The following is a 24,550-nucleotide window of genomic DNA, read 5'->3' as shown; positions in this document are numbered from 1 at the left end:
CACCGTTTCCGACAAGCGGGCGCTCCGCCAGTTGCACCGGGGTCGCTGCGTGGCTAGTCTTTACAGATCAGAATTCTCTCAAATGGATTTATACCATGCTCCGTTCCGCCGTCCTTATTGCCGCAATTGCGCTGGCTTCCCCTTCTTTCGCCGCGCAATGCGGCAACAACGCCAACGGGTACAACGCCTGGAAAGCATCCTTCGCCGGTGAGGCTGCGCAAGCTGGCGTCGGCAAGCGCGGCTTGGCCGCATTGGCAGGAACGAGCTATGCCAAGCGGACTATCGCCGCCGACCGAAACCAGAAGAGCTTCAAATATTCGTTGGACAAATTTCTGAAAGTTAGGGGAGCGGATACGATTGTGGCGCAAGGCCGCAAGCGCAAAGCCAAGGATGCCGGATTCTACGGATCATTGGAAAAGAAATATGGTGTGCCAGCAGGTGTCATTATCGCAATTCACGGCATGGAAACCGGCTTTGGACGGTTTATGGGTGACAGCAATGTCGTCTCCTCCATCGCGACATTGGCCTATGATTGCCGACGCACCGAGTTTTTCACCGGTCATACGCTGGCTGCATTGAAGCTTGTAGATCGCGGTATCATTTCACCAAACTCAATCGGTGCAAAACATGGCGAGTTGGGGCACACGCAATTCCTGCCGGGCAACGTGTTGAAATACGGTCAAGATGGGAATGGCGACGGCCGTATCGACCTCAACAATATGGCGGACGCCTTGGCTTCGACGGCGAACTTTCTGAAGGGCAAAGGCTGGGAACGCGGCGCTGGCTACCAAGAGGGGCAGACCAACTTCGCGGTGATCAAGCAATGGAATGCGGCGGGGGTCTACCAAAAGGCGATTGCCATTATGGCGGGGAAGATCGACGGGTAGGCCTCGCGTCCTGACCAGCGGGCTACTCACCAAGCGAACGGCCCATTCCCTTGGATGGTGCAACTTGAAGTTGCGAAGGGCCTCTTTGAGCCCCAAATTGACTAGCTTTATCACTCAACCTATCGTCACATGACCTTAAGGTTGATCAAGTAGGTCGCAGTGAAATCATTAAATATCACCGAGGCGATAAAATACTTGGGCGAAGACAAGTATGCAGTTTCCTTGGAGAACGCATGGTATCGGCGACTTTTGCACCGAGTAGGTGACGGTGCGGACAAGTCGGAACGTATAGGGCGGCTCTTTGATCCAAGTCCGTTTCAACTCCCCAACGTGTTTCTATCGATGGCCGATTGGCTTCCAAAAAATTCGCATCGGCTGTTATGGATTGATCATTTCGAGGATGGATTCCCGTCCCAAAAGCATCAATTTCTCAACGTCTTAGGAGAGGGTCTGGCATCTGATCACCTAGTTGAGAACCCGGCGATACTTTTGGGGCCACTTTCTGATGACTTGATGGATCAGACGGCTGGAAAATATGAACAAAATGTGGAAGCCGAAGCGTTGGTTGTGCTTTGCACATTGCTCAGCGTTGGAGGGTGGGATGCCAAATTACTTACGAATGGCTCAACCGACTATGTCGAATTTTGGGAAGGAAATGTGCTGTTCTATTCGGAAAACACCGAAGCCTTGAACCGTGCCACCAAGATTTTCGATCTTTATGATCTCAAGACATCTTGGACTTAGCTAGACGACGTTTTCTCAACGACAGCAAAGTCCGCAAAGCAGACATCCGCAAGATAGGAAAAAAGGCTCCCGAAATCACTTTCGGGAGCCTCAAATATTAGCCGCCTCATAGATTGTTCTCAAATCTAGACGTCACAGCCTTGCACTACTTCATTTGCGGCAGGTGACTAGTCCAATTGGGCGGAGTTTTTTCGGCTACGCCGCAGACGCGAAATTGATCACCTTGTGCGTGCCCGTCTTGGCAGTATCCTCGGTCATGTTGGCGCGGAGCACCTCTATGCCGAAAGCGAACGGGTTGCCGGAGGATGACCAGATCGCCGCCTCGCGCAGAGGCATGTGCAGCAGGCAGACATCTCGATCCTCGCGACCGCCCTCAAAGTACGCGGCGGCAACGGCGGACCAGATCTCATCCAGCTTGGCCTGGTCCTGACTTTGGCGGATCGGGCCGGACAGGCAGGCGTAGTAGTCCTGCGACGTGCTTTGGACGCAGAAATGTGCCGTGTTGCCCTGCCCGATGCCACGAACCAAGTCAGTGTCGCGGGAGGTGATGAACCACAATTCGCCGGTGTCGCGGTCGAAATAGTGGGTCATCGGCTGCATGTGTTGCCCGGAGCCCTCGACCCCCAACATGCCCGCACGGACATCGTCGAGTTGGTCGAAAAGCTGACCCCGGGCGTCTGTTTCGGTGCGGTCAGTGTCAGCCATGACTTAGCTCGCCATGAAGCTGTCGACTTCTTTGCGCGCTTCTTCTTTAGTCTTGCCGTATTTTTGCTGGATCAGGCCCTCGATTTTCTCGCGATTGCCTTCAGCTTGGTCAAGCTCGTCATTGGTCAGCTCGCCCCACTTCGCTTGGGCTTTGCCCTTCCATTCTTTCCAGTTGCCTTCGATTTGGTCCCAGTTCATCTCGTATTCCTTTCATTCGGTTACGGTATGACTAGACAACCGCCAAGGGCGGCAAATGTTCCGCGACATGGTGAGAAAACTAGAAAGAAATGGTCCCCAGTAGAGTTACAGCATCCCCGGCACGACCTGATCTGGTGGACGGTGGCCATCAGCGAATGTCTTGATGTTCAGCAGGACCTTCTCGCCCATCTCCAGACGCCCCTCGCGGGTGGCGGAGCCCATGTGAGGCAGCAGCACGACGTTGTTCAACTCACGCAGGCGGGGGTTGATCTGGGTGCCGTGCTCGAACACATCGAGGCCCGCACCCGCTAGATCGCCAGCACGCAGCATGCGAGTCAGGGCGTTTTCGTCAATCACCTCGCCGCGCGAGGTATTCACGATCACCGCGTCCGGTTTCATCAGCTTTAAACGACGCGCGTTCATCAAGTGATAGGTCGACGGCGTGTGCGGACAGTTGATCGATACCACATCCATACGGGCGATCATCTGGTCGAGACTGTCCCAATACGTGGCTTCCAGCTCGTCGGCGATGCCTTCGTGGACCTTTTTTCGATTGTGGTAGTGAACCTGCATCCCAAACGCCCGGGCCCGACGCGCGACGGCTTGCCCTATCCGCCCCATCCCGAGAATACCAAGACGGCGGCCCGCGATGCGGCCGCCCATGAGGGCCGTCGGTGACCACCCTTCCCAGTTGCCCGATTGCATGACCGCCAGTCCCTCGGGAATGCGGCGGGTCACTGCAAGAATTAACGCCATGGTCATATCGGCCGTGTCCTCCGCCGCAGCACCGGGTGTGTTGGACACCAGAACGCCACGTTGACGGGCGGTGTGAACGTCGATGTGATCTACCCCCGCACCGTAGTTCGCGATCAGTTTCAGCTTCTCTCCTGCCTGCCCAAGCAGTCCCGCATCAATTTTATCGGTCAGGGTCGGGACCAATATGTCTGCGGTTTTCACGGCATTAACCAACTCGTCACGGCTCATCGGAGTATCGTCCGGACGCAAGGTAACGTCGAACAGCTCCTTCATGCGAGTCTCAACGTGTTCGGGCAACCGTCGCGTGACGACAACACTCAGCTTCTGGTTTGGCATTTGTGTTCATCCTTGAGTGGAAATTCCAACCCCATAGTGACAAGATCGCGGCCCAAGGGGCAAGGCTAGAAATGCCCCAAATAGAACAAGTGCAGCAGTGCAAGCAGGACGGTCAATGAAACGGGTTATCAAAATTGCGGCTTTGGTCGCATGCTTATTATGTTCTCCTATACTGGCCGTCGCCTCCGAACGCGGTCCCGTCACCAATTTGCCCCTTCCACGTTTTGTGTCGCTGAAAGCATCCGAGGGAAACGTGCGACGAGGTCCGTCGCTTTCCCATCGCATCGATTGGGTATTCAAGCATCGCAATATGCCGCTACAGATCGTGGCCGAGCACGGCCATTGGCGTCGCGTCGTTGACCGTGATGGCGCGGGCGGCTGGGTTCACTACACGTTGTTGAGCGGCTCCAGATTCGGGTTGATCGAGGAAGACCTGACCCCGATTTACAAACTGGCCGACACCGCATCAAACATCGTCGCCCATGCCGAAATGGGCGTCGTCGCGCGGTTGGGAAAATGCGACCAATATTGGTGTCGCGTCACTCTGGATGGAACAAAAGGCTGGATGCCGCGCGAAAAGCTGTGGGGGCTGATGCCGGGTGAAATCCGCGAGTAAGTTATCGCCCCTTGGCTCCCCTACCCCAGAAACGAGAACCGCTGCGCGAGGTCTTGCCATAGCTCCTCCGACGTTGCCGCAAGCAACCTGCCCTGCCGCATGGTCGGATGGTAATCGCGCCCATCCATAAGCCGGACGACGCCGCCCGCCTCCTGATAAATCAAAACACCCGCCGCGTGATCCCAGACATTGAGCATCCCTGTCAGATAAAACTGGGACGCTCCGCCGGCAAGAAGTCGGTATTCATGGCATGCGCAGCGCAAGGACTGTGTGCGCCGGAACGCAGGAAGCTGCGCCGCGATCTGTGCTTGCTGGGGCTTTTCGAACAGATACATTCCGACATAACCGAAGCAATCGGCAACGGTTGGCGGACGTTCCAAAGTCAGCTGGCGGCGATTGCCAGCGGCATCGCAGAACCATGCGCCCTGTCCTTTCGTAGCAATGATCCAGTCGTCATAGCTGGGGTCGTAGAGCAGACCGAAAACCGTCTCACCATCCTCCACGACAGACAGAATCACACCATAAGTGGCGATCCCGTGCGCAAAGTTCCATGTGCCATCAATGGGGTCGACTACCACAACCTGCCCCTGCCCCACGCGGTCAAGGACTGATTTGTCGGCAGAGACGGCCTCCTCCCCGACAATCGCGGCGTCTGGCAGCAAGTCGCGAACAGCGGCGGAGATCGCCAGCTCCGCCGCTCGGTCGGCGACGGTGACCAAGTCATCCGGCGCAGATTTGCTGCCGATGTCCGATATGTCCAGTTTACGGAACAGCGGCCTGATTTCGCGCGCGGCAACATCACGGACAATCTGGATCAAAGCGTCGGACTGTTCGGATGTAAGTTTCATGCAACCTTGTCCAATCCACGACCTTTCAACAGCGCCTCTACACCGGGAAGGCGACCGCGGAACTCTGTGTAAAGTTCGTCTGCTTCGCGAAGCCCTCCGACCGAAAGGATGTGGTCTTCCAGCTTGCGCGCAGTCGCCGCGTCAAAAGCGCCTCCTGCTTCCTCAAACGCTGCGAAGGCGTCTGCATCCATCACCTCTGACCACATGTAGCTGTAATAGGCGGATGAATAGCCGTCGCCTGCAAAAACATGGGCGAAATGGGGTGTTGCGTGGCGCATGCGAATAGCGGGCGGCATCCCCATGCCTTCAAGGATCTCCGCCTGCATGGTCATTGGATCTTCGGGCGCATCGCCGGAATGGAACTCGATATCAACCATCGCGGAGGCCACGTATTCGACCGTTGCAAACCCCTGATCATAGTTCGCCGCATCCAGCATACGTTGCAGCATATCGGCGGGCATCGGCTCGCCGGTTTCCGCGTGCGTTGCGTATTTTTGCAAGACCTCCGGTACTTCGAGCCAATGCTCGAAGAGCTGGCTGGGAAGTTCCACGAAATCACGCGCGACGGAGGTGCCGGAGATGGACTCGTAGGTCACATTCGATAGCATTTGGTGCAGCGCATGGCCGAACTCGTGGAACAGGGTCCGCGCGTCGTCATAGCTGAGCAGAGCTGGGCTGCCCTTCGCCGGTTTGGCGAAGTTGCACACGTTGATCACATGAGGGCGGATGTCGCCGCGCAGCTTTTGTTGCGAGCGCAGTGCGGAGCACCAAGCGCCAGAGCGTTTGCCGCTACGGGCGAAATAGTCACCGATGAACACAGCGATATGCTCTCCCTTGCGGGTCACCTCCCAAGCGCGGGCGTCGGGGTGATGCAGCGGCACATCCAACGCTTTGAATTCCAGACCAAAAAGGCGGGTCGCGCAGTCAAATGCTGCCTCGATCATGCGGTCGAGCTGCAGGTAAGGCTTCAGCTCGGCCTCGTCCAAATCATGCTCTTCCGCGCGACGTTTTTCGGAATAATAACGCCAGTCCCATGGTTCCAGCGCGTCATTCACACCGTCATTGTTCATCATCGCGGCCAGACTTTGCGCATCCAGGTCGGCCTGTGCTTTGGCAGGCTCCCACACCTCCATCAGCAGTTTGCGCACCGCGTCTGGCGTCTTGGCCATTTCCGTTTCCAACTTGTAGGTGGCGAAGTCGTCATAGCCCAGAAGATGTGCACGCTCCTCCCGAAGCGCCAGAATTTCGGCGGCGATGGAGCGGTTGTCGGTTTCACCGCCATTGGCACCGCGAGACGTCCAAGCCTCGTAAGCCCGTTCCCGCAGGTCGCGGCGGGCAGAGAATTGCAGGAAAGGGACGATGAGGGAGCGGGACAAGGTCACGACATGGCCTACCGCGCCTTTCTCTTCTGCCGCCGCCTTGGCCGTTGCCAAAACGAAACCGGGCAGCCCTTCCAAGTCTTCGGGGTCAAGTTCCATATACCACGCACGCTCGTCGGCGAGCAGGTTTTGCGTGAACTGCGTGCCAAGAACGGCAAGACGCTCTTTCACCTGTTTCAGGCGGTCGAAGGCAAAACCCTCCAGCTGCGCCCCCGCGCGCACCAACCCGCGGCGGGTCAACTCCAGCACACGCATCTGTTCGGGTGTCAGCTTCAGTTTCTCGCGGTCCTGCCAGAGGGCATCAACACGTGCAAACAGCTCCGGATTCATCGACACTTCGGAACCCCATGCCGCCAGTTTGGGTGAAAACTCCCGCTGTAACGCCTCGCGGGCAGGATTGCTGTCGACTCCCGCCAATGTGTAGAACGGCGACAGCACCTTGTGCATCGCCTCGCCCATCAGCTCCAACGCATCAATTGTGTTCTCGAAGGTGGGAGGCTCGGGGTTTTCGATGATTTCAGCAAGCTCCGCACGGGCCTGCATCAGAGATGCTTCGAACCCGGGGGCGAAGTCGTCGTCGGACATATCAGCGAAGGGTGGCAGCCCGAAAGGTGTGGTCCAATCGGCAAGTAGAGGGTTGTTCATGGGATGTAGCTCCTTTGCGCCTAACCTATGCGCTTGTGAGCCGGATGCAATCAGTCCTGATCGGGTTGGCGCATATGCCGTTCAAACCGGCGCAAGGCCAAGGACAGGGTCACCGTGAGCGTAAGATAGATTAGGGCAACCACATTGTAGGTCTCGAAGTAGCGGAAGTTACCGGCTGCCGTCACCTTGCCAAGCTGGGTAATGTCCCCAACGCCCAGAACCGACACCAGACTGGAGTCCTTCACCATGGCGACGAAATCATTGCCCAGCGGTGGAAGGATCGTGCGGATCGCTTGCGGGAAGACAATGTAGCGAAACCGCTGCCAGCGATTGAGGCCAAGCGTGTGACCCGCCTCGATCTGGCCGCGATCCACTGACTCCAACCCCGCGCGGAACACTTCCGCGATGAACGCGGAATAACCGATAGCGAGCGCCATGGTCGCCCGCCACAACAGGGGGAATTGTCGGGTTCGGATCAGCTCGGCGTCAAAGGGTTGCAGCAGCCAATTTACTAGCGCAACAAAACCCGGCGCCACCACGAAGGCTACATAGAGCAGCAGCACGATGATTGGAATTCCCCGCACCACTTCGATATAGAACCGCGCGATCTGGCGGATGATGATGCTGCGCGAAGTCGACATCAACGCCAACCCCAGCCCCAGCGCCGAAGCGATCGAAAACCCGATTAACGTCACGGTAACGGTAATTTTGATGCCCTTCGCCAAAGTGCCCAGCACTTGGGAATACAGATCGTCCGCCACGACTTGATAGCCGAGATAGGCGACGACGCCCCCTAAAAGAACCAACCAATAGGGGAAGTCGTCCGATTGTTTAGACGGGCCAAGCACCGGTGGTTTAGCCGCCGAGTTTGTAGTCCAAGAACCACTTCTTGTTCAGGGCTTCCAGTGTGCCATCCTTATCCATGTCGGCGATGGCAGCGTTGATCGGGGCGACCAGTTCAGAGCCTTTGGGGAAGATGAAACCGAAATCTTCGGTCCCCAGCTTTTCACCGACGATCTTCAACTTGCCCTCGGACGCGGAGGCATAGCCGTAGCCTGCCGTGCTGTCGGTCAGCACCAGATCAACGTCGCCCGTGCGCAAGGCTTGAACACCTGCGCCGAAGGTTTCGAACTTGATGATGCGCGGATTTTCTTCGTTACCGTCGAGCACGTCATAAACGCCGACATAGAAAGGCGTCGTGCCGGGTTGGGCCGCCATCAGCAGGTTTTCATCCGCCGCGAAGGAAGCCGCGTCGGAGAAGCGCTCCTCGTCGCCGCGTACCAACATCAACATGGCCGAGGTCATATATTTATCGGAGAAATCAACCTTCTCCTTGCGGTCCTCACGGATGGTAATACCCGTCATGCCAAGGTCATATTGAGCCTGCGACACCGCAGGGATCATCGCATCCCAGCTTGTATTCTCGTACACGACAGAAATGTTGATCCGCTTGGCAATCTCGGCCATCGCATCATATTCCCAACCGATTGCATTGCCGGTTCCCGGCTCGATAAACTGGAGCGGCGGATAGGCGTTTTCAGTTACGACGACGACTTCTTTTCCGTCCAGATCGGGCAAATGCCCGTCGGCGATGGCGGCAGTAGCGGTGAAAGCGGCGAGCGCCGCGGCAGCAAAACGAAGCATGGGTCAGGTTCCCTGTTTGGTTTGTTTGGCAGAACTTATGTGACCCACATAGAGAATGGCAAGGCGGCTTGCATCTTTGATTTGGAGCGGACAGGCTTCGGCAATCGTTTTGAAGGAGACCGGAATGGGCATTGGACGCGTACAATCCCCGCGCATCATCCGCATCGGAGGTGGCGTTGCATCGGAATCCGCAGACGTGCTGCAACAGCTTGGGCTATCGAAGCCCTTAATCGTGACTGACCGAACCTTGGTCGAGCTTGGCCACGTAGGAAGAGTAACTGATGTTCTGGAAGCAGCGGGGATCGCATACGGTATTTTCGACGGAGTCATTGAGGACCCCACCGACACCTGTTTGGACGAAGGATTGGCCGCTTTTCGTGCCAGCGACTATGATTGTGTCATCGGTTTGGGCGGCGGCTCCCCGATGGATACGGCCAAGGCAATTTCATTCATGTTGGTCAATCCCGGCCATGTGCGCGACTACAAGGCCCCGACGCAGATCGACAAATCTGGGCCGCCGACGATTTTGATCCCGACGACTGGCGGCACAGGCTCGGAATTGACACGCTGGTGTGTGATCACCGACACGGTGAAGACTGAGAAATATAACTTGTCTGGATTGGCGGCGGTCGCCACAGCAGCGATCATTGATTGGGAATTTACGGTCACCAAACCGTGGCGCATCACAGCGGATACGGCGGTCGATAGCCTCACACACGCGATGGAAGCCTATGTCTCGCGCCGCGCCTTCGCATATACCGACGCCTTCGCCTTGTCGGCGATGCCGTTGATCGCCAAGCATGTACGGGCAGCATGCATGGATGGTTCCAATGCCGAGGCGCGCGAGGGATTGATGCTCGCGGCGTCTCAGGCGGGGATGGCGTTCTCGAACGCCTCGGTTGCGTTGGTGCACGGGATGAGCCGCCCTATCGGGGCGCATTTTCACGTGGCGCACGGATTGTCCAACGCGATGCTTCTGCCGGCGGTCACGGAATTCTCCGTTGGCCACGCGCAATCGCGTTACGCTGATTGCGCACGGGTGATGGAGATGGCCACGAGCGGCGACAATGATGCAGTGGCGTGCGGCAAACTGGTCGAAGGGTTGCGCCGGTTGAACGATGATTTGCGGGTCCCTGCGCCATCAGCGCAAGGGTTGGACAAGCAGCAATACTTTGACACTTTACCGATCATGGCGGAGCAGGCCTTGGCCTCCGGCTCGCCACAAAACAACCCGCGTGTGCCGACTGCTGAGGAGATCGTTCAGTTGTATAAAGACATCTGGTAGGGCCGAAACGGACTTAGGGTTTCTTGGCCGCAGGCTTCTTCTTCGTCTCAAGCGCGTCTAAGCGCGCCTTCAGGGCTTCGTTCTCTTCGCGGGCCTTCTGCGCCATGAGACGCACCGCCTCGAATTCGTCGCGCGTCACGAAATCACGATCCGCCAGCCATCGGTCCATCATGCCTTTCATGGCGTTGTCGGCCTCGCTCTTGGCACCCTGCGCCACGCCCATAGCGTTCGTCATCAGTTGCGACATATCGTCGAAAAACTTGTTTTTGGTCTGCATCTGGTCACTCCTTCGTCACTTGCCTCTATATGGGTCGGCTTGCCGCCGCGCACAAGGTTGACTTCGTCGCAGCCTCAGCGCACCAAACGGCCATGACAATATTTGCCCTTCCCTTCCCCGAGATCGCACCCGAGATATTTACCATCGAATTGGGCAGCTTTGCCTTCTCCCTACGGTGGTACGCGCTGGCCTATATCGTCGGGTTGATCATCGCCTGGCGTATCGTTGTCGGTCTGGTCAAACGCCCTGCCCTTTGGGGTAATGGCGGCCCTCCGATGACCAAAGATCAGCCGGAAGACCTGCTGACATGGATCATCCTTGGCGTCGTTCTGGGTGGTCGGCTGGGCTATGTCGCGTTCTATCAACCCGGCTATTACATCTCTAATCCCGCCGAAATTCTGAAAGTTTGGGAGGGTGGGATGTCGTTTCATGGCGGCTTCCTCGGCGTGGTGGTCGCGGGTCTGGCCTATTGCTGGAAATACAAGTTACCCGCTTTGCGCGTCGGTGATGCTGTCGCGGTGTCCGCGCCCACCGGTCTGATGCTGGGGCGGATCGCGAATTTCATTAACGCGGAGCTTTGGGGCCGCCCTACCGATGTGCCTTGGGCGTTCATCTTTCCGGGGCAAGCGGCCCAAGACTGCCCCGGCATTGAGGGCCTGTGCGCCCGCCACCCGTCACAACTTTATGAAGCGGGTCTAGAGGGGCTGCTCCTTGGCGCAGTGATGCTCTGGCTTGCCTACCGTCGCGGTTGGCTCATGCGTCCGGGGGCCATGATCGGTGTATTCCTTGCTGGATACGGGCTGGCACGCGGCTTTGTAGAATTCTTCCGCCAGCCGGACGCGCAGTTCGTCAGCGACGGCAATCCCCTAGGCTTGGCATGGCAGATCGGTGGGTATGGGCTGACGATGGGGCAATTGCTCTCGATCCCGATGATCGTGCTCGGCGTCCTTCTAATCGTGCGGGCCAAGCGATCGTGACCGCGCTGCGCGACCTGCTGGCCCGCCAGATCGCGTCCGACGGCCCGATGAACCTTGCCGACTACATGCAGCAATGCCTGCTGCATCCGGAACATGGCTACTACGCAACGCGCGATCCCTTTGGGGCTGCTGGCGATTTCGTCACCGCGCCGGAGATCAGCCAGATGTTTGGCGAAATGCTCGGGCTTTGCCTCGCGCAAGCTTGGATTGATCAGGGGCGGCCCGACGCTTACCTTGCCGAGCTGGGACCCGGTCGTGGCACCTTGATGAAAGATGTCCTGCGGGCGACGGCCGCAATTCCGGATTTCCCGCGCAAGGTCCTTCTGGTCGAGGCCAGCCAGCACCTGCGCGATGTCCAGACAGACACCCTAAGCGGCGCAGATGTTGAATGGGTAGAGCATGTCTCCGCCCTTCCTGCCGGACCGGTTCTGCTGTTGGCCAACGAATTCTTCGACGCGCTTCCTATCCGTCAATTCGTACGTGGAACCAAAGGCTGGAGCGAGCGGCGTATCGGGCTGCACGACGGCGCACTGACACTTGGCCTCACTGAAGACATGCGTGTCGATGCGCTGTCTCACCGCCTAGCCGACACTGGTGCCGGCGACGTGGTAGAGCTGTGCCCGTCTGCGGCCCCGATAATGGGTGAACTTGCCGACCGAGTTGCGCAGGGCGGCGCGGGAATAATCGTCGACTATGGCGATTGGCGGTCTTTGGGCGACACCTTTCAGGCGGTCGAGAACCACAGTCCAGTCGACCCGCTGGCATCTCCCGGACACGCGGATCTCACCGCGCATGTCGATTTCGAAGCGCTTTCCAACGCCGCGACCGCCTGCCACGTCAGCCCGATGACGCCACAAGGCATGTTTTTGGAACAGCTTGGTATCACACAACGCGCGCAGGCTCTTGCTGAAAACCTGCAAGGCGCAAAACTTGATCAACACATCGCCGCACATCGACGCTTGACGCACCCCGAAGAAATGGGGAGCCTGTTCAAAGCGATTACCCTCACGCCTCGCGGCGCGCCCGTACCCTCAGGTTTTGACCTTGCGAGTTCGACATGACACTGGAGATTCTAACTGCCGATAGCCTAGCCCCGTTGCGGCATGGCTTCTTCACGCGCAAAGGCGGCGCTTCGTCCGGTGTCTTTGAAGGGCTGAATTGCGGGCAAGGATCATCCGATCAGACCGATATCGTCCTGACCAACCGCGCACGCGTGGCGCAGGCTATGCAAGTGCCTCCTGACCATTTGGTGTCAGTTCATCAATGCCACTCGGCCGATGTTGTTGTCGTGGACGGGCCGATCAAGGACAAACCAAAAGCAGACGGCATGGTCTGCGCCACCGAAGGGGTGGCCTTGGGCGTTTTAACCGCCGATTGCCAACCGGTGCTGTTTGCCGACACACACGCGGGTGTCATCGGTGCAGCGCATGCCGGTTGGGGTGGCGCAGTTGCCGGTATTTTGGAAAACACCGTCGACGCCATGGTGGGTCTGGGCGCAACCCGAGAGCACATCCAGGCGGTTATCGGCCCCTGCATCAGTCAGGCCGCCTATGAGGTCGGGCTGGAGTATTTCGAGCGGTTCTATGACGAGGACCCGGAAAACGCACGCTTCTTTGCCAATGGCAACGGCGACAAGATGCAGTTTGATTTGCCTGCCTACGGGTTGCACCATTTGCGCGCCGCAGGGGTCAACGCGGAATGGACGCGACATTGCACCTATTCAGATGCAGCGCGCTTTTATTCATACCGTCGCAGTGTTCATAAAAAAGAAGCAGACTATGGTCGGCTCATCGCAACAATCAGGCTCTAGTTTCTGGTTTGTTGCGCCAAAGTTGACGATGGCAAGGCAGTGAGACGCCTTAATCGTGCCTTAAACTTCGCCTGTTACGACTCGTGGCATGCAGTTCATCTCGTCCATCTCCTTTGATCTACTGGCCTTTTTGCTGCTTTGCGGTGCAGTCGTATTGCGCCACAATTTTCTCCAAAGAAATTTAAGAAACTTAAAAACACGACATGCTGATGCCCCATTGGAATGGTGGATTGATCCTGTCTCAAAACGGGACACGAATTCATCGGATGGGGCCGTAAAGCAGCAAGAAAGCTGCGGCGCTCCATCAAACTGAGACGGAGCAATACAATGGGCAAAAACAACCGCTGGATGACTTGGGTGCTGGAAGAAAGCGCCGGGACCAATGTAACGATGCCTTGGGCACGCGGAACAAACGCCAACTGGAAAACGCGTCTTGCCGACGAAGCTCCGGGCTTGGCCAAAATCCTGCATAACGCGATATCGGACACGCCGACGCATGCCCGTCTCTCGCGTCAGGCAACGTCCTAGTCGAGGCCGATAAAATCGGGGTCGAGACTGCTTACCGGTTGTCTCAACCCATCTACAGGACCGCTATTCTTTACGGTTTAGTTGTCGCTTGCTTCTGAGCCGGCAAACGCCGTCAGAAAGGGCTTCATGTCCGATTGGAATTTTTTCCACGCGCCCACAGATGACGAATACATCGGCTGGCGAACTTGGGTCGCAGAGAGCGTGCGGACTTCCCGCTTGGTCTCATAGAACGACAGGCACGCTTCCTCCCATTCAAAACCCGTGGCCGCGATCAAGGCCCGCGACTGGGCTTCCGGCTCCGCAATCAATTCTTCATAGCGAATTTCGTGGAATGACCCCGGCAGATGCTGCCGCCAAAAATCCACCATCTCTTCGAACTGACGAAGAAATATCGCAATATGTTCAAGATTGTTCGCATAGCGATGCAAGCCTTCGCGAAACTGGTTTTTGTAGATTGATAACGCATTGTCCCGAGGATCACGGCGCACCACGACAAAGCGCGCATTCGGCATGGCTTTTGCAAGAAACCCCAAAATGGCGTAGCTGGAAATCGACTTGTCCGTCACGAACGGCGCGTCAGGGAACAGTTTCTTCAACTCGACGCCAAACTCATCTGCCGCTTTCACACATTGAGCCATCAAATCTTGACCGTCAGCCCCCCAGTTCTTATCGGCAGGTACAATCAAATCCGCAAATTTCGGTTGCACGAACCCAATCTCGCCACCGCCCTCAATTTGGGAGTGGGACGCTAGAATTTGCTCGACCAGCGTGGTGCCGGACCGCGGCGCGCCCGTAACGAATATCGGAGAAGCATCGCTCACCGGCCCGTCAAAAATTTTCACCCGCTCGAATAGCCGACGAATTCGGTCCGCGCTCGCGAGGACCGATGGGACATCGTAGGGATAGGCTTTCGCCAATGCGCGGTTCGCCAAATTCAGATAGGTAAATACCTTACCGAACTGGCCACTATCCTCCATCGCTTTCGCAAGCGCATACCCCAGCGCCGGAAGTTCTTTATCCCCCACGCGTTTCGATTTCAGGGCGGCTTTCATCACCGGAATATTGGGATCATCCGCAGTCATCTTGGTGAGCGATGCATAAAGCGCGTGGTGGCCGCCCACATTCGGAGCCAGCTTGATCGCGCGTTGGATGGCATCGCGCGCCTCGTCTATTCGTCCCATCGATTGAAGAAGCCCCGCTTTGCGGAACAAGACCATGTCGCTATCGGGGGCGAGCGTCAGGCCCATGTCGAATTGCGCCATCGCCAAGTCGAATTTCTTGAGCCCAACCAGCGCTGAGCCGTATTCCGCATAAACGCGCGCCTGACGGAACCCGGCGTCTATCGCGGACTTCAAAGACTTCGCTGCTGCTTCCCAATTCTCTTCTCGAAGTGCTGCCAGGCCTTCAAAAAATGCGAATGCAGGTGTCTTTCCCAGAACGGGCCGCGCCCGCTCTCGGAGTACATCGAAGTTTTTCGGGTTTGGATGCCTGCTGGCCATGTTGAGATAGCTCACCCAAATGGCGGGCTCGTTCGGGCGCAACTTTAACGCATGTTCAAACCGCTCTGCAGCTTCCGCGACCTTTCCGCGAAGGGTAAATATCTCCGCGAGGTTGAAGCTGACTTCGGCCAGTTGCGGTGCGGCTTTCAGCAGTTTTTTGTAGCCACGCTCGGCTTCGTCCAGCCTGCCCTTTTCCTGCGCCTGACGCGCCTTTGCGAAAAGGTCTTTAATCTGCTGCTTGCTTAGTGTCGCCATGGCGTCCGGCCTTCTCGCTAAATCCACTGGACTGCTAGCACCAGCCGCACCGGTTATCCAGTCTCGGACAGCAACATGGTGGCTTCTGACCCCGAGCTGCGACGCCAGATCGGTAAGTCAGTTTTTGGGGCGCGGCGCGATGTTGCGTCGTTTGGTGTGGACACCCGTCGCGCCAGATGACCGGTTATCGTCTGCGGCAACGTCTCTCTTGCGGCAAGCATACGGAAATCGTGCGCGAAATGCGGCTCGCCTACAAACGCGTAGAGTAAGTCTAGCACGCGTTCCGGATCGCTCAGCAACCGGTCATAGTCAATCAATAGCAATCGCTTGGACGCCGGACTGCTCAACGCATCGTGAACCAATTGGATAGGCGCACCGATAACACCGTGCTCCGACATCAATGCTTGCGGCGATGTCACGGCTCCAGCCTCTTGAGCCATTTCGGCCGCGATACGTGCAGGGTCTCGGACCATGATGACGAAGCGAGACAGTGGAAACAGTTCGGCCAATGCCGTCACATGCGACAGCCATCGAATGTTATTGTCGAACACGACTGACGCGATTGGGCGGGCATGGTGAACCGCATCTAACGACGCGCGCAACAAAGCGCTGCGTGTGTCAGATGAGATACCAGAAAGGGGGTGGTCCTGATTTTCTCGTCCAGCACTCAAGACGCTGAACACACGCTCCGCCGGACTGTCACCCGCCACACTAAACCGCGGGTTTTGCGTCAGTAACGCCAGGAGGCACCGTGCGCCAGCCGTCGGCAACCCCGCCACAAAGTGAAAACGGGTCATCGTGACGACCTTTAGAACGTGATCCTTGCTCGTTACCTGCACCGCGTGCCTCGTTACTCGGGTCTTGTTGGTGACTGCCAGAGTGTGACAGACCGATTCGCCTCTGTCCATTGCCTGCAACACACGCACGGCTTTCGAATTGTGGCAAACCTCCCCACTCCGGCGGAAACTATCGCTTGTGGCGCCTTGGCATTGTCCACCTCAGCGCAACGACTAGGGCCGAATATTTGACTTTGATGCGTGGAATTGGTCATTGTCTGGGTATTATCAACCAGCAACTCTGCGCGCCGGTGGGGACCGACGCAGTCACGCAAAGACCTGACAAGGGACGACGCATGACCTATTCACCCGATATTCCGACACATCTATCCCCGACCCGAATTGGCCAAGGCCAGTCTCTTGCGTACCGTACGGCTGCAAGACCGCGTACCCGCGCAATGGCCCGTCCCTATAATATCGCGTGGCTCACGCCTGCGGGTGAGGAACGGTATGATACTGTAGTGGCCCCAGCCCTTCCCGTCATCGAAAGCGCCTGCGCAAGCATGGCCCGAGGCGCGATCGTCGCGACCGCCAATGGCCCCGTCGCCGTCGAAGACCTTGCGCCGGGCATGCAGGTTTTGACGTCCGAGTATGGCCCGATCCCGTTGCAATGGATCGGGTCCTACGAGATGTCCCTGCGCGAAGCGCAAACTGCAGACCGTGGCGCGCTGTTCCGCGTAACTGCCGATGCTTTCGGCTTGGCAAAGCCTTCGCAAGATTTGCTTTTGGCCCCCCGCGCGCACATCTTGTTCCACCACGCAAAGTGCCGGTCCCTGTTCGGGGTCGACCTGGCCTTTGCTCCGGTGCGGGCATTCGAGGATGGAATGTCTGTCTTCTCGGTGCAGCCGGCGTCCCCGATCGCAGTTTTCAACCTCGGGTTCGACCGTCAGGCGACTATAAAAGTTAACGGCATCGAGATGGAAAGCTTCCACCCGGGCCCACATACAGAAGCTTTGATCGACGACGAAATGAAATACTCCTTGCTGAGGCTCTTTCCTCAGGCAAGAAGCTTGGACTTCTTCGGTCCGCAATTGGTTAATAGTTTGACGACATTCGAAGTCCGGGCCTTGCGCGAAGGCGGCTAGGCGATCTGAGACAGTCGCGCTTCGACAATCTCGAACGGCACGCCGGGTTCGTCTTTTGCAACGCGGATTACCAGTGAGGTTTTGACGCTGGCAACGTTGTCGGCGGAGGTCAGTTCTTCGGTCAGAAAGCTTTGAAAGCTGCTTAAATCCGGCGCGACGCATTTTAGAACGAAGTCGACTTCTCCATTCAGCATGTGACACTCACGCACCAACGGCCACTCGCGGCACCGCTTTTCGAAAGCAGACAGGTCCGCTTCGGCTTGGCTTTGCAGCCCCACCATTGCGAATACTTTGACTTCAAACCCCAAGGCACGCGCTTCGACATCCGCGTGATAGCCACGAATATATCCGGACTCTTCGAGCGTGCGAACGCGGCGCAGGCAAGGTGGCGCGGAAATGCCGACGCGCTTGGCCAACTCGACATTGGTCATCCGTCCGTCTGCTTGAAGTTCTGAAAGAATCTTGCGATCAATTTCGTCGAGCTTTGAAACGGCCATGACCGACTCCCTTGGTTTACCGTGTCTTACTCCGCAAGGGCTGCACGCGCAATAATATTTCAAACCTGAGCAACATATCAAATGTTTTGCAAATAAATGACCGCCCCCTTTCGCTCCACGTCCGCGGCAATTATATCGGGCTAACCGCAATAATTGCCGAAGGATTTCGCAATGTCCGCCACGCGCCACACGAAAGTTTTGATCATTGGTTCCGGCCCCGCCGGCTACACGGCGGGTGTCTATGCGTCCCGCGCGATGCTGGAACCCATTTTGGTGCAAGGCATCGAGCCGGGCGGTCAACTGACCACCACCACCGAAGTCGAAAACTGGCCCGGCGACACCGAAGTGCAAGGCCCCGACCTGATGGTGCGTATGCAAGACCACGCCAAAGCGATGGGATGCGAAATTATTGGTGACATCATCACCGACCTCGACACCACTTCGAGGCCGTTCAAAGCCAAAGGGGATAGCGGGACGCTTTATACCGCAGATGCCGTGATCCTTGCGACGGGCGCGCGCGCAAAATGGCTTGGCCTTGAAAGCGAAGAGAAGTTCAAAGGCTTCGGTGTGTCCGCTTGCGCCACTTGTGACGGCTTCTTTTATCGCGGGCAGGAAATCGTGGTTATCGGCGGCGGGAACACCGCGGTGGAAGAAGCGCTCTTTCTGACCAACTTTGCCTCCAAGGTAACGCTGATCCACCGTCGCGACGAATTGCGCGCCGAAAAGATTCTGATCGACCGCCTTGAGAAGAACCCGAAGATCGAACCGATATGGTTCCACGAGTTGGTCGAGGTGACGGGCACCGACGCGCCGCTCAGCGTTGAAGGCGTCAAAGTCAAGCACACCAAAACCGGCGAGATCACCGAAATCCCGTGCAAAGGCGTGTTTGTGGCTATTGGTCATGCGCCGTCGAACGAGTTGGTTAAAGACGTGTTGGAGACGCATATGGGTGGCTATGTCGTCACCAAACCGGACAGCACAGAAACTTCCATTCCCGGGATTTTTGCTGCGGGCGATCTGACAGACCACAAGTACCGCCAAGCTGTGACCAGCGCGGGCATGGGCTGCATGGCCGCACTGGAGGCTGAACGCTGGCTGGCAGAACAGGGCGAAGTCGAAGGCAAAGACGTGTCCGAGCCGCTGGGCTACGGCGCAGTCGCCGAGTAACGCGGCTTTTCTGCCGCGTTTCCCCTGTAATTCAATCCGGCCCTTGCTAGTGGTTAGCCTTGAACGCTAAACGCTCTTCCAACGGCGCTTGGAGGGGGCGTTATCTGTATTCTAATAGAAAGATGCGACATGCAACCGACCAATCTGGCACCAATCCCTGAACTCTTTGTCTCCTATGACAGCGCTCAAAAGCTAAAGCACGAAGCGGGCGCGCTTGTGTCTTGGGACCTTACACCGCGTCAGATCTGCGATCTGGAGCTGCTGATGAATGGCGGCTTTAACCCGCTTAAGGGATTCCTGTCCGAAGAAGACTATAACGGTGTGGTCGAAAACATGCGCCTCTCGTCGGGTGAGTTGTGGCCAATGCCCATCACTTTGGATGTGGGTGACGACTTCGCCAACTCGATTGAAGTGGGCCAGGACATCGCCTTGCGCGACCAGGAAGGTGTGATCCTTGCGATGATGTCGGTCACCGACAAATGGGAACCGAACAAAGCCAATGAAGCCAAAAAGGTCTTTGGCGCGGATGACAGCGCTCACCCCGCCGTCAACTACCTGCACAACCAAGCGGGCAAGATTTACCTCGGCGGCCCGATCACAGGCATCCAGCAGCCGGTGCATTACGACTTCCGCGCCCGCCGTGACACGCCAAACGAGTTGCGCGCCTATTTCCGCAAAATGGGCTGGCGCCGCGTTGTGGCCTTCCAAACCCGCAACCCGTTGCACCGCGCCCATCAGGAACTGACCTTCCGCGCCGCGAAAGAGGCGCAGGCCAACCTGCTGATTCACCCCGTGGTTGGCCTTACCAAACCGGGCGATATCGACCACTTCACCCGCGTGCGCTGCTACGAGGCGGTGTTGGACCAATATCCGGCGTCCACAACTTCGATGAGCCTGCTGAACCTTGCCATGCGTATGGGTGGCCCACGCGAAGCGGTCTGGCACGGCCTGATCCGCAAAAACCATGGCTGCACCCACTTCATCGTCGGGCGTGACCACGCAGGCCCTGGCAAGAACTCCGCAGGTGAGGACTTCTACGGCCCATACGATGCGCAGGACCTGTTCCGCGAGCATCAGGAAGAAATGGGCATCGAAATGGTCGACTTCAAACACATGGTGTTTGTTCAGGACCGCGCCCAATACGAGCCTGCCGACGAGATCGCGGATGCGGAGGACGTCACGATCCTCAACATCTCCGGCACCGAGCTGCGCCGCCGTTTGGCGGAAGGTCTGGAGATTCCGGAATGGTTCTCCTTCCCTGCTGTGGTCGAGGAGCTTCGCAAATCCCGTCCACCGCGCGCGAACCAGGGCTTCACCGTGTTCTTCACCGGCTTCTCCGGCTCCGGCAAGTCCACCATTGCGAACGCTTTGATGGTCAAACTTATGGAAATGGGCGGCCGCCCTGTCACGCTTCTTGATGGTGACATTGTGCGTAAAAACCTCAGCTCCGAGCTGGGCTTCTCGAAAGAGCACCGCGATTTGAACATCCGCCGCATCGGCTACGTGGCCTCCGAGATCACCAAAAACGGTGGCATCGCAATCTGTGCGCCGATCGCGCCCTATGCCACAACGCGCCGTGCCGTGCGCGAAGACGTCGAAGCGTTCGGGGCTTTCATCGAAGTCCACGTCGCGACTTCCATCGAGGAATGCGAGCGCCGTGACCGCAAGGGCCTCTACAAGCTGGCGCGTGAAGGCAAGATCAAGGAATTCACCGGTATCTCTGACCCGTATGACGTCCCAGTGGATCCCGAGCTGAGCGTCGAGACCGAGAATGTCGATGTCGACAACTGCGCGCATCAGGTCATCTTGAAGCTGGAATCTATGGGCCTGATCAAAGCCTAAATTTTCAAACACAAAAGTCGAAAAGGGCTCCCAATTTGGGAGCCCTTCTTATTTCTAGTTTACAAACTGTCAGGTCAGTGAACCGTCACAGGCGAAAAGTCGTTCTGACGCGCCAGCATGAAGGCCATTTCGCGGTCCTTAACCAAGGCAAGACGCTCGCCGTCAGGGGCGTGAACCGCGTATAGGTGATCAACGCCGACGATCTCGGACCGCACCTCTTCCGGCAGCTCAGCAACATCGACGGGGCGTACATAGACAATCCGGTCAGCACCACCCAAGGTCTTGAGGTCAACTTGTGTGTCCATGATGTTTATCCTTTATTGATCTTGATGGTTTGCACGATTGTATCAGGTACGGCCCGTTTCAGATCGACGTGAAGCAGTCCGTTCTCGGTCGTTGCACCTGCAACTTCGACGCCATCGGCCAGCACGAATGCTTTTTGAAACTGTCGCGCCGCAATGCCGCGATGCAGGAAAATTCGGTCATCGTCTGCGTCAGCCTGCCTGCCCCGCACGATCAACTGTCGGTCCTCTACAGTGATCGACAGATCGTCTTCGCCGAACCCGGCGACAGCAAGCGTAATGCGATAGGCGTTGTCTGCGGATTGTTCGATATTGAACGGCGGGTAGCCGTTCTCGGATTTGGCGGTGCGTTCTACCAGCCGTTCCAACTGGTCAAAGCCCAGCAAAAAAGGGTGCGACCCCAAGGTCAATTTCGTCATGGCACAGTCCTAGATGTTTAAGCGACTTTGCGAAGTATGGCCCCCGAAAGCAGCCATACGAATAAAATGGGGGCTGTTTGTCGATGAATCAAGAGCGATATGCGCGAAACACTGGACAGCACGCGCGTGCACCCCCACATTGCAGATGACCTCAGCAAAGAGCACTAAGCCCGTGAAATCATCCGAAAACATGAGCAAGAACGATGTTCTTCGCGTGAAGCTCGAAGTCCTCAAGCGAGAACATCGTGATCTGGACGAGGCTATTGCAGCATTGCAGGAAAAATCGGCGCCCGATCAGCTGACACTCCGACGGTTGAAAAAACAGAAACTGTCGCTGAAGGACCGCATCGCGGCCCTCGAAGACGAGCTTACCCCAGATATTATTGCGTGAGCAGCGCCAGCCGCTATAAGGGCGGCTTCCATCCGGCATCCTGAGAGCGGTACCATCATGACACAAGCCCCCATCCCCGTTGGTATTATCATGGGCAGCCAGTCCGACTGGCCTACCATGAAAGAAGCCGCCGATATGCTTGATGCGCTGGGTATCGCTTATGAGGCCAAAATCGTCTCCGCGCACCGCACGCCTGACCGGCTTTGGGACTACGGCAAAACCGCTGTTGATCGGGGTTTGCAGGTGATCATTGCAGGCGCTGGCGGTGCCGCGCATTTGCCGGGGATGATGGCATCCAAGACCCGCGTTCCGGTGATTGGCGTTCCGGTTCAAACCAGAGCGCTATCCGGCGTGGATAGCCTCTATTCAATCCTGCAAATGCCGCGTGGTTATCCTGTGGCGACCATGGCCATCGGCGCTGCCGGAGCTGCAAATGCGGGCCTCATGGCCGCTGGCATTCTGGCTCTAAAAGACAGCGATCTTGCCGCGCGTTTGGACAAATGGCGCGCTGACCTGTCAGCCTCCATTCCGCAGGAGCCGAGCAATGACTAAGCCCCTGCCCACTGGTGCAACCATCGGAATTCTGGGCGGTGGCCAGCTGGGCCGGATGCTGTCGGTTGCGGCGTCGCGGCTCGGGTTCAAGACCTGCGTTTTCGAGCCGGGCGGCGATTGCCCCGCTTCGCATGTGGCAAACTACCATTTCCAAGCCTCCTATGATGACACCGAAGCCCTCCGCAAATTTGGCGAAGCGGTCGATGTCATAACATACGAATTCGAGAACATCCCCACCTCGGCGCTCGATCAGCTGGAGGCCTTGTGTGAGGTGCGCCCGAACCGGCGCGCGTTGACGATTAGCCAAGACCGAATGAACGAGAAGACCTTCCTGCAAGAGATAGGCTTGAGCGTCGCGCCCTTCATGGCGGTCGACACGCTCGAAGATATGCACAAAGCCGTGGCCGAAATTGGCACGCCGTCCATCCTGAAAACCCGCACCTTGGGATATGACGGCAAAGGCCAAGCACGCCTGCGTGACGCAGGGGATGCAGATACAGCGTTCGACGCCATGAACCGGGCCAGCGCGGTGTTGGAAGGCTTCGTGGATTTCTCCTGCGAAATTTCCGTCATTGGTGCGCGCGCAGCCGACGGCCAAGTTGCCTGTTTCGATCCCGGCCAGAACGTTCATCGCGACGGCATCCTCGACACAACCACGGTGCCCGCATCCGTATCCGCTGCGTTGCGCACCGACGCGGTGCTATTGGCGGGGCGGATATTGAATGCGTTGGATTACGTGGGCGTTCTGGGGGTCGAGCTATTCGTCACGCCAGCGGGCCTGATCGTAAATGAAATCGCCCCTCGGGTGCACAATTCCGGACATTGGACGCAGAACGGCTGCGTCATCGACCAGTTCGAGCAGCATATCCGCGCCGTCGCGGGCTGGCCGCTGGGCGACGGAAGCAGACATGCCGATGTGGTGATGGAAAACCTGATCGGCGCGGATATGGACAAGGTGTCGGAGCTTTCCGCCAACCCTGCCGTCGCTTTGCACCTTTACGGCAAAGCCGACGCCAAGCCGGGGCGCAAGATGGGCCATATCAACCGGATCAGCCCGAAAACCTAGTCGTCAGAGCTGTCGGTTCCTAGGGTCTGCTCAACGGTTTCCGTCACCGCGTCGCCAACATCGCTGGCCGCGTCGGCCACAGCATCACCGACCTCTTCAGCGACCTGTGAAACGGTCTCCCCGACCTCTTCTGCAACGCCGGTAACGACGTCGGTCAAAGTCAGGTCCCTGTCGAATTTACCTTCCTCCAGAAACTTGATGGTTTCCGCCACAACTATAGGGGAATTCATCATAAACGTATGGGTGACGGGGAAGGACATATGGTCGGTCATCCCCTCGATCTTGGTACTTTCAACCGATACCTTTCCGTCATCAGGCCCGTCGATAAGCGCTGAATAAAACGGGTTTAGCGTTTGCGTCCCCGCAATAACGCCCAATGGAAAATCAACCGGCCCCAATGTGTTTGGCAGTGAATCCGGCCCCGTATGAAGCTGCGCGCCCGCAGGGCCGTTCACCCATTCAAACGGCTCCCACGCACTCAACTGGTCAACAAGCTCGGACCCTTTGTTCGGCGGGGCAAGCATGACCACCCGCCCCAAACTGGGCAGATCGTTTTCCTTGAGCCACGCCCGAACAAGGATACCGCCCATGGAATGCGTCACGAAGTGGATCGGGGTGTTCGTATCACATTCCGCAATCGCCGCCGGAATAGTCTCGTTCGCCAAATCGTTGATTGTTTCGGTCGTGGATGGATAGGAGGGATTTACCGTTTGGAAGCCGTTCGCCAGAAGGCTTTGCTCCATCACCGACAGAGAGAAATTGCTGCGCGCAAGTCCATGCAACAGCACGACGCAATCCGCCATCGCGACGGATGGAAACGCAAAAAATAGCAGGGCCAGTTTCTTCATGCTACCGACATAGTCCTTTTATCTGTCCGTTTCACTAATACCGCATCACAAACATGCGTCATATGAGCACTAGAGTCTGATTTTCCCCGCCCGCGAAGCGTGAAACCCGCCACCACTGGGGCCAATCGGGCACAGCCCCTGTTGACAAGCCTTACG

At 57.4% G+C, this 24,550-nt stretch carries 28 protein-coding genes; 14 read left to right on the top strand and 14 right to left on the bottom strand.

The window, feature by feature from the left end:
• The first annotated feature begins 95 nt into the window (after positions 1–95).
• Positions 96–887 (top strand): lytic murein transglycosylase, encoded by a 792-nt coding sequence (locus tag BDE40_RS00820; RefSeq protein ID WP_134011939.1) that lies wholly within the window; start codon positions 96–98, stop codon positions 885–887.
• Between the two features lie 159 nt (positions 888–1,046).
• Positions 1,047–1,631 carry a hypothetical protein gene (locus BDE40_RS00815; RefSeq protein WP_134011937.1) on the top strand — a complete coding sequence of 195 codons (585 nt, stop codon included), beginning with the start codon at positions 1,047–1,049 and terminating at the stop codon, positions 1,629–1,631.
• Between the two features lie 195 nt (positions 1,632–1,826).
• Here BDE40_RS00815 and BDE40_RS00810 read toward each other — a convergent pair whose 3' ends face one another.
• The 3 genes from BDE40_RS00810 to BDE40_RS00800 form a co-directional block, all read right to left on the bottom strand.
• Positions 1,827–2,336 (bottom strand): pyridoxamine 5'-phosphate oxidase family protein, encoded by a 510-nt coding sequence (locus BDE40_RS00810; protein WP_134011935.1) that lies wholly within the window; start codon positions 2,334–2,336, stop codon positions 1,827–1,829.
• A 3-nt stretch (positions 2,337–2,339) separates the two neighbouring features.
• Positions 2,340–2,534 (bottom strand): CsbD family protein, encoded by a 195-nt coding sequence (locus tag BDE40_RS00805; RefSeq protein ID WP_073143335.1) that lies wholly within the window; start codon positions 2,532–2,534, stop codon positions 2,340–2,342.
• A gap of 105 nt (positions 2,535–2,639) precedes the next feature.
• On the bottom strand, positions 2,640–3,626 hold the full coding sequence (locus BDE40_RS00800; RefSeq protein WP_134011933.1) for a 2-hydroxyacid dehydrogenase: 987 nt from the start codon (positions 3,624–3,626) through the stop codon (positions 2,640–2,642).
• A gap of 115 nt (positions 3,627–3,741) precedes the next feature.
• Between BDE40_RS00800 and BDE40_RS00795 the strand changes: the two genes are divergently transcribed.
• Entirely contained in the window at positions 3,742–4,242 is a 501-nt protein-coding gene (locus tag BDE40_RS00795; protein ID WP_073143330.1) for an SH3 domain-containing protein, read from the top strand.
• 20 nt (positions 4,243–4,262) lie between these two features.
• Here BDE40_RS00795 and BDE40_RS00790 read toward each other — a convergent pair whose 3' ends face one another.
• From BDE40_RS00790 to BDE40_RS00775, 4 genes are read right to left on the bottom strand one after another with little or no spacing between them, the layout of a single operon-like run.
• A complete protein-coding gene (locus BDE40_RS00790) occupies positions 4,263–5,090 on the bottom strand; it encodes an inositol monophosphatase family protein (RefSeq protein WP_134011931.1) in 828 nt (275 codons plus the stop codon).
• Complete coding sequence (locus BDE40_RS00785; protein WP_134011929.1) at positions 5,087–7,114, bottom strand: M3 family metallopeptidase; 2,028 nt, start codon at positions 7,112–7,114, stop codon at positions 5,087–5,089. Before BDE40_RS00785 ends, BDE40_RS00790 begins: the two co-directional genes overlap by 4 nt.
• A 50-nt stretch (positions 7,115–7,164) precedes the next feature.
• Positions 7,165–7,962 carry an amino acid ABC transporter permease gene (locus tag BDE40_RS00780; protein ID WP_134011927.1) on the bottom strand — a complete coding sequence of 266 codons (798 nt, stop codon included), beginning with the start codon at positions 7,960–7,962 and terminating at the stop codon, positions 7,165–7,167.
• A 7-nt stretch (positions 7,963–7,969) separates the two neighbouring features.
• Complete coding sequence (locus BDE40_RS00775; RefSeq protein WP_134011925.1) at positions 7,970–8,758, bottom strand: transporter substrate-binding domain-containing protein; 789 nt, start codon at positions 8,756–8,758, stop codon at positions 7,970–7,972.
• A gap of 124 nt (positions 8,759–8,882) precedes the next feature.
• Between BDE40_RS00775 and BDE40_RS00770 the strand changes: the two genes are divergently transcribed.
• The gene (locus BDE40_RS00770) at positions 8,883–10,043 is read left to right on the top strand and encodes an iron-containing alcohol dehydrogenase (protein ID WP_134011923.1); all 1,161 of its coding nucleotides are present in this window, start codon (positions 8,883–8,885) and stop codon (positions 10,041–10,043) included.
• 13 nt (positions 10,044–10,056) lie between these two features.
• Here BDE40_RS00770 and BDE40_RS00765 read toward each other — a convergent pair whose 3' ends face one another.
• Positions 10,057–10,320: an accessory factor UbiK family protein gene (locus BDE40_RS00765; protein WP_134011921.1), complete on the bottom strand. Its 264-nt coding sequence runs from the start codon at positions 10,318–10,320 to the stop codon at positions 10,057–10,059.
• Between the two features lie 92 nt (positions 10,321–10,412).
• Here BDE40_RS00765 and lgt point away from each other — a divergent pair, with 92 nt between their 5' ends.
• The 4 genes from lgt (at position 10,413) to BDE40_RS00745 (ending at position 13,635) form a co-directional block, all read left to right on the top strand.
• Positions 10,413–11,297 carry a prolipoprotein diacylglyceryl transferase gene (gene lgt, locus BDE40_RS00760; RefSeq protein ID WP_134011919.1) on the top strand — a complete coding sequence of 295 codons (885 nt, stop codon included), beginning with the start codon at positions 10,413–10,415 and terminating at the stop codon, positions 11,295–11,297.
• Positions 11,294–12,358, top strand: coding sequence for a class I SAM-dependent methyltransferase (locus BDE40_RS00755; RefSeq protein WP_134011917.1), 1,065 nt, complete (start codon positions 11,294–11,296; stop codon positions 12,356–12,358). The genes lgt and BDE40_RS00755 overlap by 4 nt, the downstream gene beginning before the upstream one ends.
• Complete coding sequence (pgeF, locus tag BDE40_RS00750) at positions 12,355–13,107, top strand: peptidoglycan editing factor PgeF (protein WP_134011915.1); 753 nt, start codon at positions 12,355–12,357, stop codon at positions 13,105–13,107. The genes BDE40_RS00755 and pgeF overlap by 4 nt, the downstream gene beginning before the upstream one ends.
• A gap of 327 nt (positions 13,108–13,434) precedes the next feature.
• Positions 13,435–13,635: a hypothetical protein gene (locus BDE40_RS00745; RefSeq protein ID WP_134011913.1), complete on the top strand. Its 201-nt coding sequence runs from the start codon at positions 13,435–13,437 to the stop codon at positions 13,633–13,635.
• A 77-nt stretch (positions 13,636–13,712) separates the two neighbouring features.
• Here the strand turns inward: BDE40_RS00745 and BDE40_RS00740 are convergent, their stop codons facing one another.
• A complete protein-coding gene (locus BDE40_RS00740; protein WP_134011911.1) occupies positions 13,713–15,389 on the bottom strand; it encodes a tetratricopeptide repeat-containing sulfotransferase family protein in 1,677 nt (558 codons plus the stop codon).
• Positions 15,390–15,442: 53 nt separating this feature from the next.
• A complete protein-coding gene (locus BDE40_RS00735) occupies positions 15,443–16,186 on the bottom strand; it encodes a sulfotransferase (protein ID WP_162848005.1) in 744 nt (247 codons plus the stop codon).
• Between the two features lie 335 nt (positions 16,187–16,521).
• On the opposite strand from BDE40_RS00735, the gene BDE40_RS00730 reads away from it, so the two are divergent.
• Complete coding sequence (locus BDE40_RS00730; protein WP_162848004.1) at positions 16,522–17,310, top strand: Hint domain-containing protein; 789 nt, start codon at positions 16,522–16,524, stop codon at positions 17,308–17,310.
• Here BDE40_RS00730 and BDE40_RS00725 read toward each other — a convergent pair.
• On the bottom strand, positions 17,307–17,807 hold the full coding sequence (locus BDE40_RS00725) for an Lrp/AsnC family transcriptional regulator (RefSeq protein ID WP_134011905.1): 501 nt from the start codon (positions 17,805–17,807) through the stop codon (positions 17,307–17,309). The two genes, BDE40_RS00730 and BDE40_RS00725, sit on opposite strands and share 4 nt — an antisense overlap.
• A gap of 171 nt (positions 17,808–17,978) precedes the next feature.
• On the opposite strand from BDE40_RS00725, the gene trxB reads away from it, so the two are divergent.
• Together trxB and BDE40_RS00715 are read left to right on the top strand one after the other, a co-directional pair.
• A complete protein-coding gene (trxB, locus tag BDE40_RS00720; RefSeq protein WP_134011903.1) occupies positions 17,979–18,974 on the top strand; it encodes a thioredoxin-disulfide reductase in 996 nt (331 codons plus the stop codon).
• A 129-nt stretch (positions 18,975–19,103) separates the two neighbouring features.
• Positions 19,104–20,816 (top strand): bifunctional sulfate adenylyltransferase/adenylylsulfate kinase, encoded by a 1,713-nt coding sequence (locus tag BDE40_RS00715; RefSeq protein WP_134011901.1) that lies wholly within the window; start codon positions 19,104–19,106, stop codon positions 20,814–20,816.
• A gap of 74 nt (positions 20,817–20,890) precedes the next feature.
• Here BDE40_RS00715 and BDE40_RS00710 read toward each other — a convergent pair whose 3' ends face one another.
• Positions 20,891–21,121: a DUF1150 family protein gene (locus tag BDE40_RS00710; RefSeq protein ID WP_073143293.1), complete on the bottom strand. Its 231-nt coding sequence runs from the start codon at positions 21,119–21,121 to the stop codon at positions 20,891–20,893.
• A gap of 5 nt (positions 21,122–21,126) precedes the next feature.
• The gene (locus BDE40_RS00705) at positions 21,127–21,537 is read right to left on the bottom strand and encodes an Hsp20 family protein (protein ID WP_134011899.1); all 411 of its coding nucleotides are present in this window, start codon (positions 21,535–21,537) and stop codon (positions 21,127–21,129) included.
• A 190-nt stretch (positions 21,538–21,727) separates the two neighbouring features.
• On the opposite strand from BDE40_RS00705, the gene BDE40_RS00700 reads away from it, so the two are divergent.
• Genes BDE40_RS00700 through BDE40_RS00690 form a run of 3 tightly spaced genes read left to right on the top strand, consistent with a single transcriptional unit; the run spans position 21,728 to position 23,546 of the window.
• A complete protein-coding gene (locus BDE40_RS00700; protein WP_134011897.1) occupies positions 21,728–21,928 on the top strand; it encodes a YdcH family protein in 201 nt (66 codons plus the stop codon).
• Positions 21,929–21,985: 57 nt separating this feature from the next.
• A complete protein-coding gene (purE, locus tag BDE40_RS00695; RefSeq protein ID WP_134011895.1) occupies positions 21,986–22,480 on the top strand; it encodes a 5-(carboxyamino)imidazole ribonucleotide mutase in 495 nt (164 codons plus the stop codon).
• The gene (locus tag BDE40_RS00690) at positions 22,473–23,546 is read left to right on the top strand and encodes a 5-(carboxyamino)imidazole ribonucleotide synthase (RefSeq protein WP_134011893.1); all 1,074 of its coding nucleotides are present in this window, start codon (positions 22,473–22,475) and stop codon (positions 23,544–23,546) included. Before purE ends, BDE40_RS00690 begins: the two co-directional genes overlap by 8 nt.
• Here the strand turns inward: BDE40_RS00690 and BDE40_RS00685 are convergent.
• On the bottom strand, positions 23,543–24,394 hold the full coding sequence (locus tag BDE40_RS00685) for an esterase/lipase family protein (protein WP_134011891.1): 852 nt from the start codon (positions 24,392–24,394) through the stop codon (positions 23,543–23,545). The genes BDE40_RS00690 and BDE40_RS00685 overlap by 4 nt on opposite strands.
• Positions 24,395–24,550: the final 156 nt, after the last annotated feature.

The sequence above is a fragment of the Litoreibacter halocynthiae genome (genome assembly GCF_004365635.1).
GTDB classification, from domain to species: domain Bacteria; phylum Pseudomonadota; class Alphaproteobacteria; order Rhodobacterales; family Rhodobacteraceae; genus Litoreibacter; species Litoreibacter halocynthiae.
This window is presented reverse-complemented; position numbering and strand designations above follow the sequence as displayed.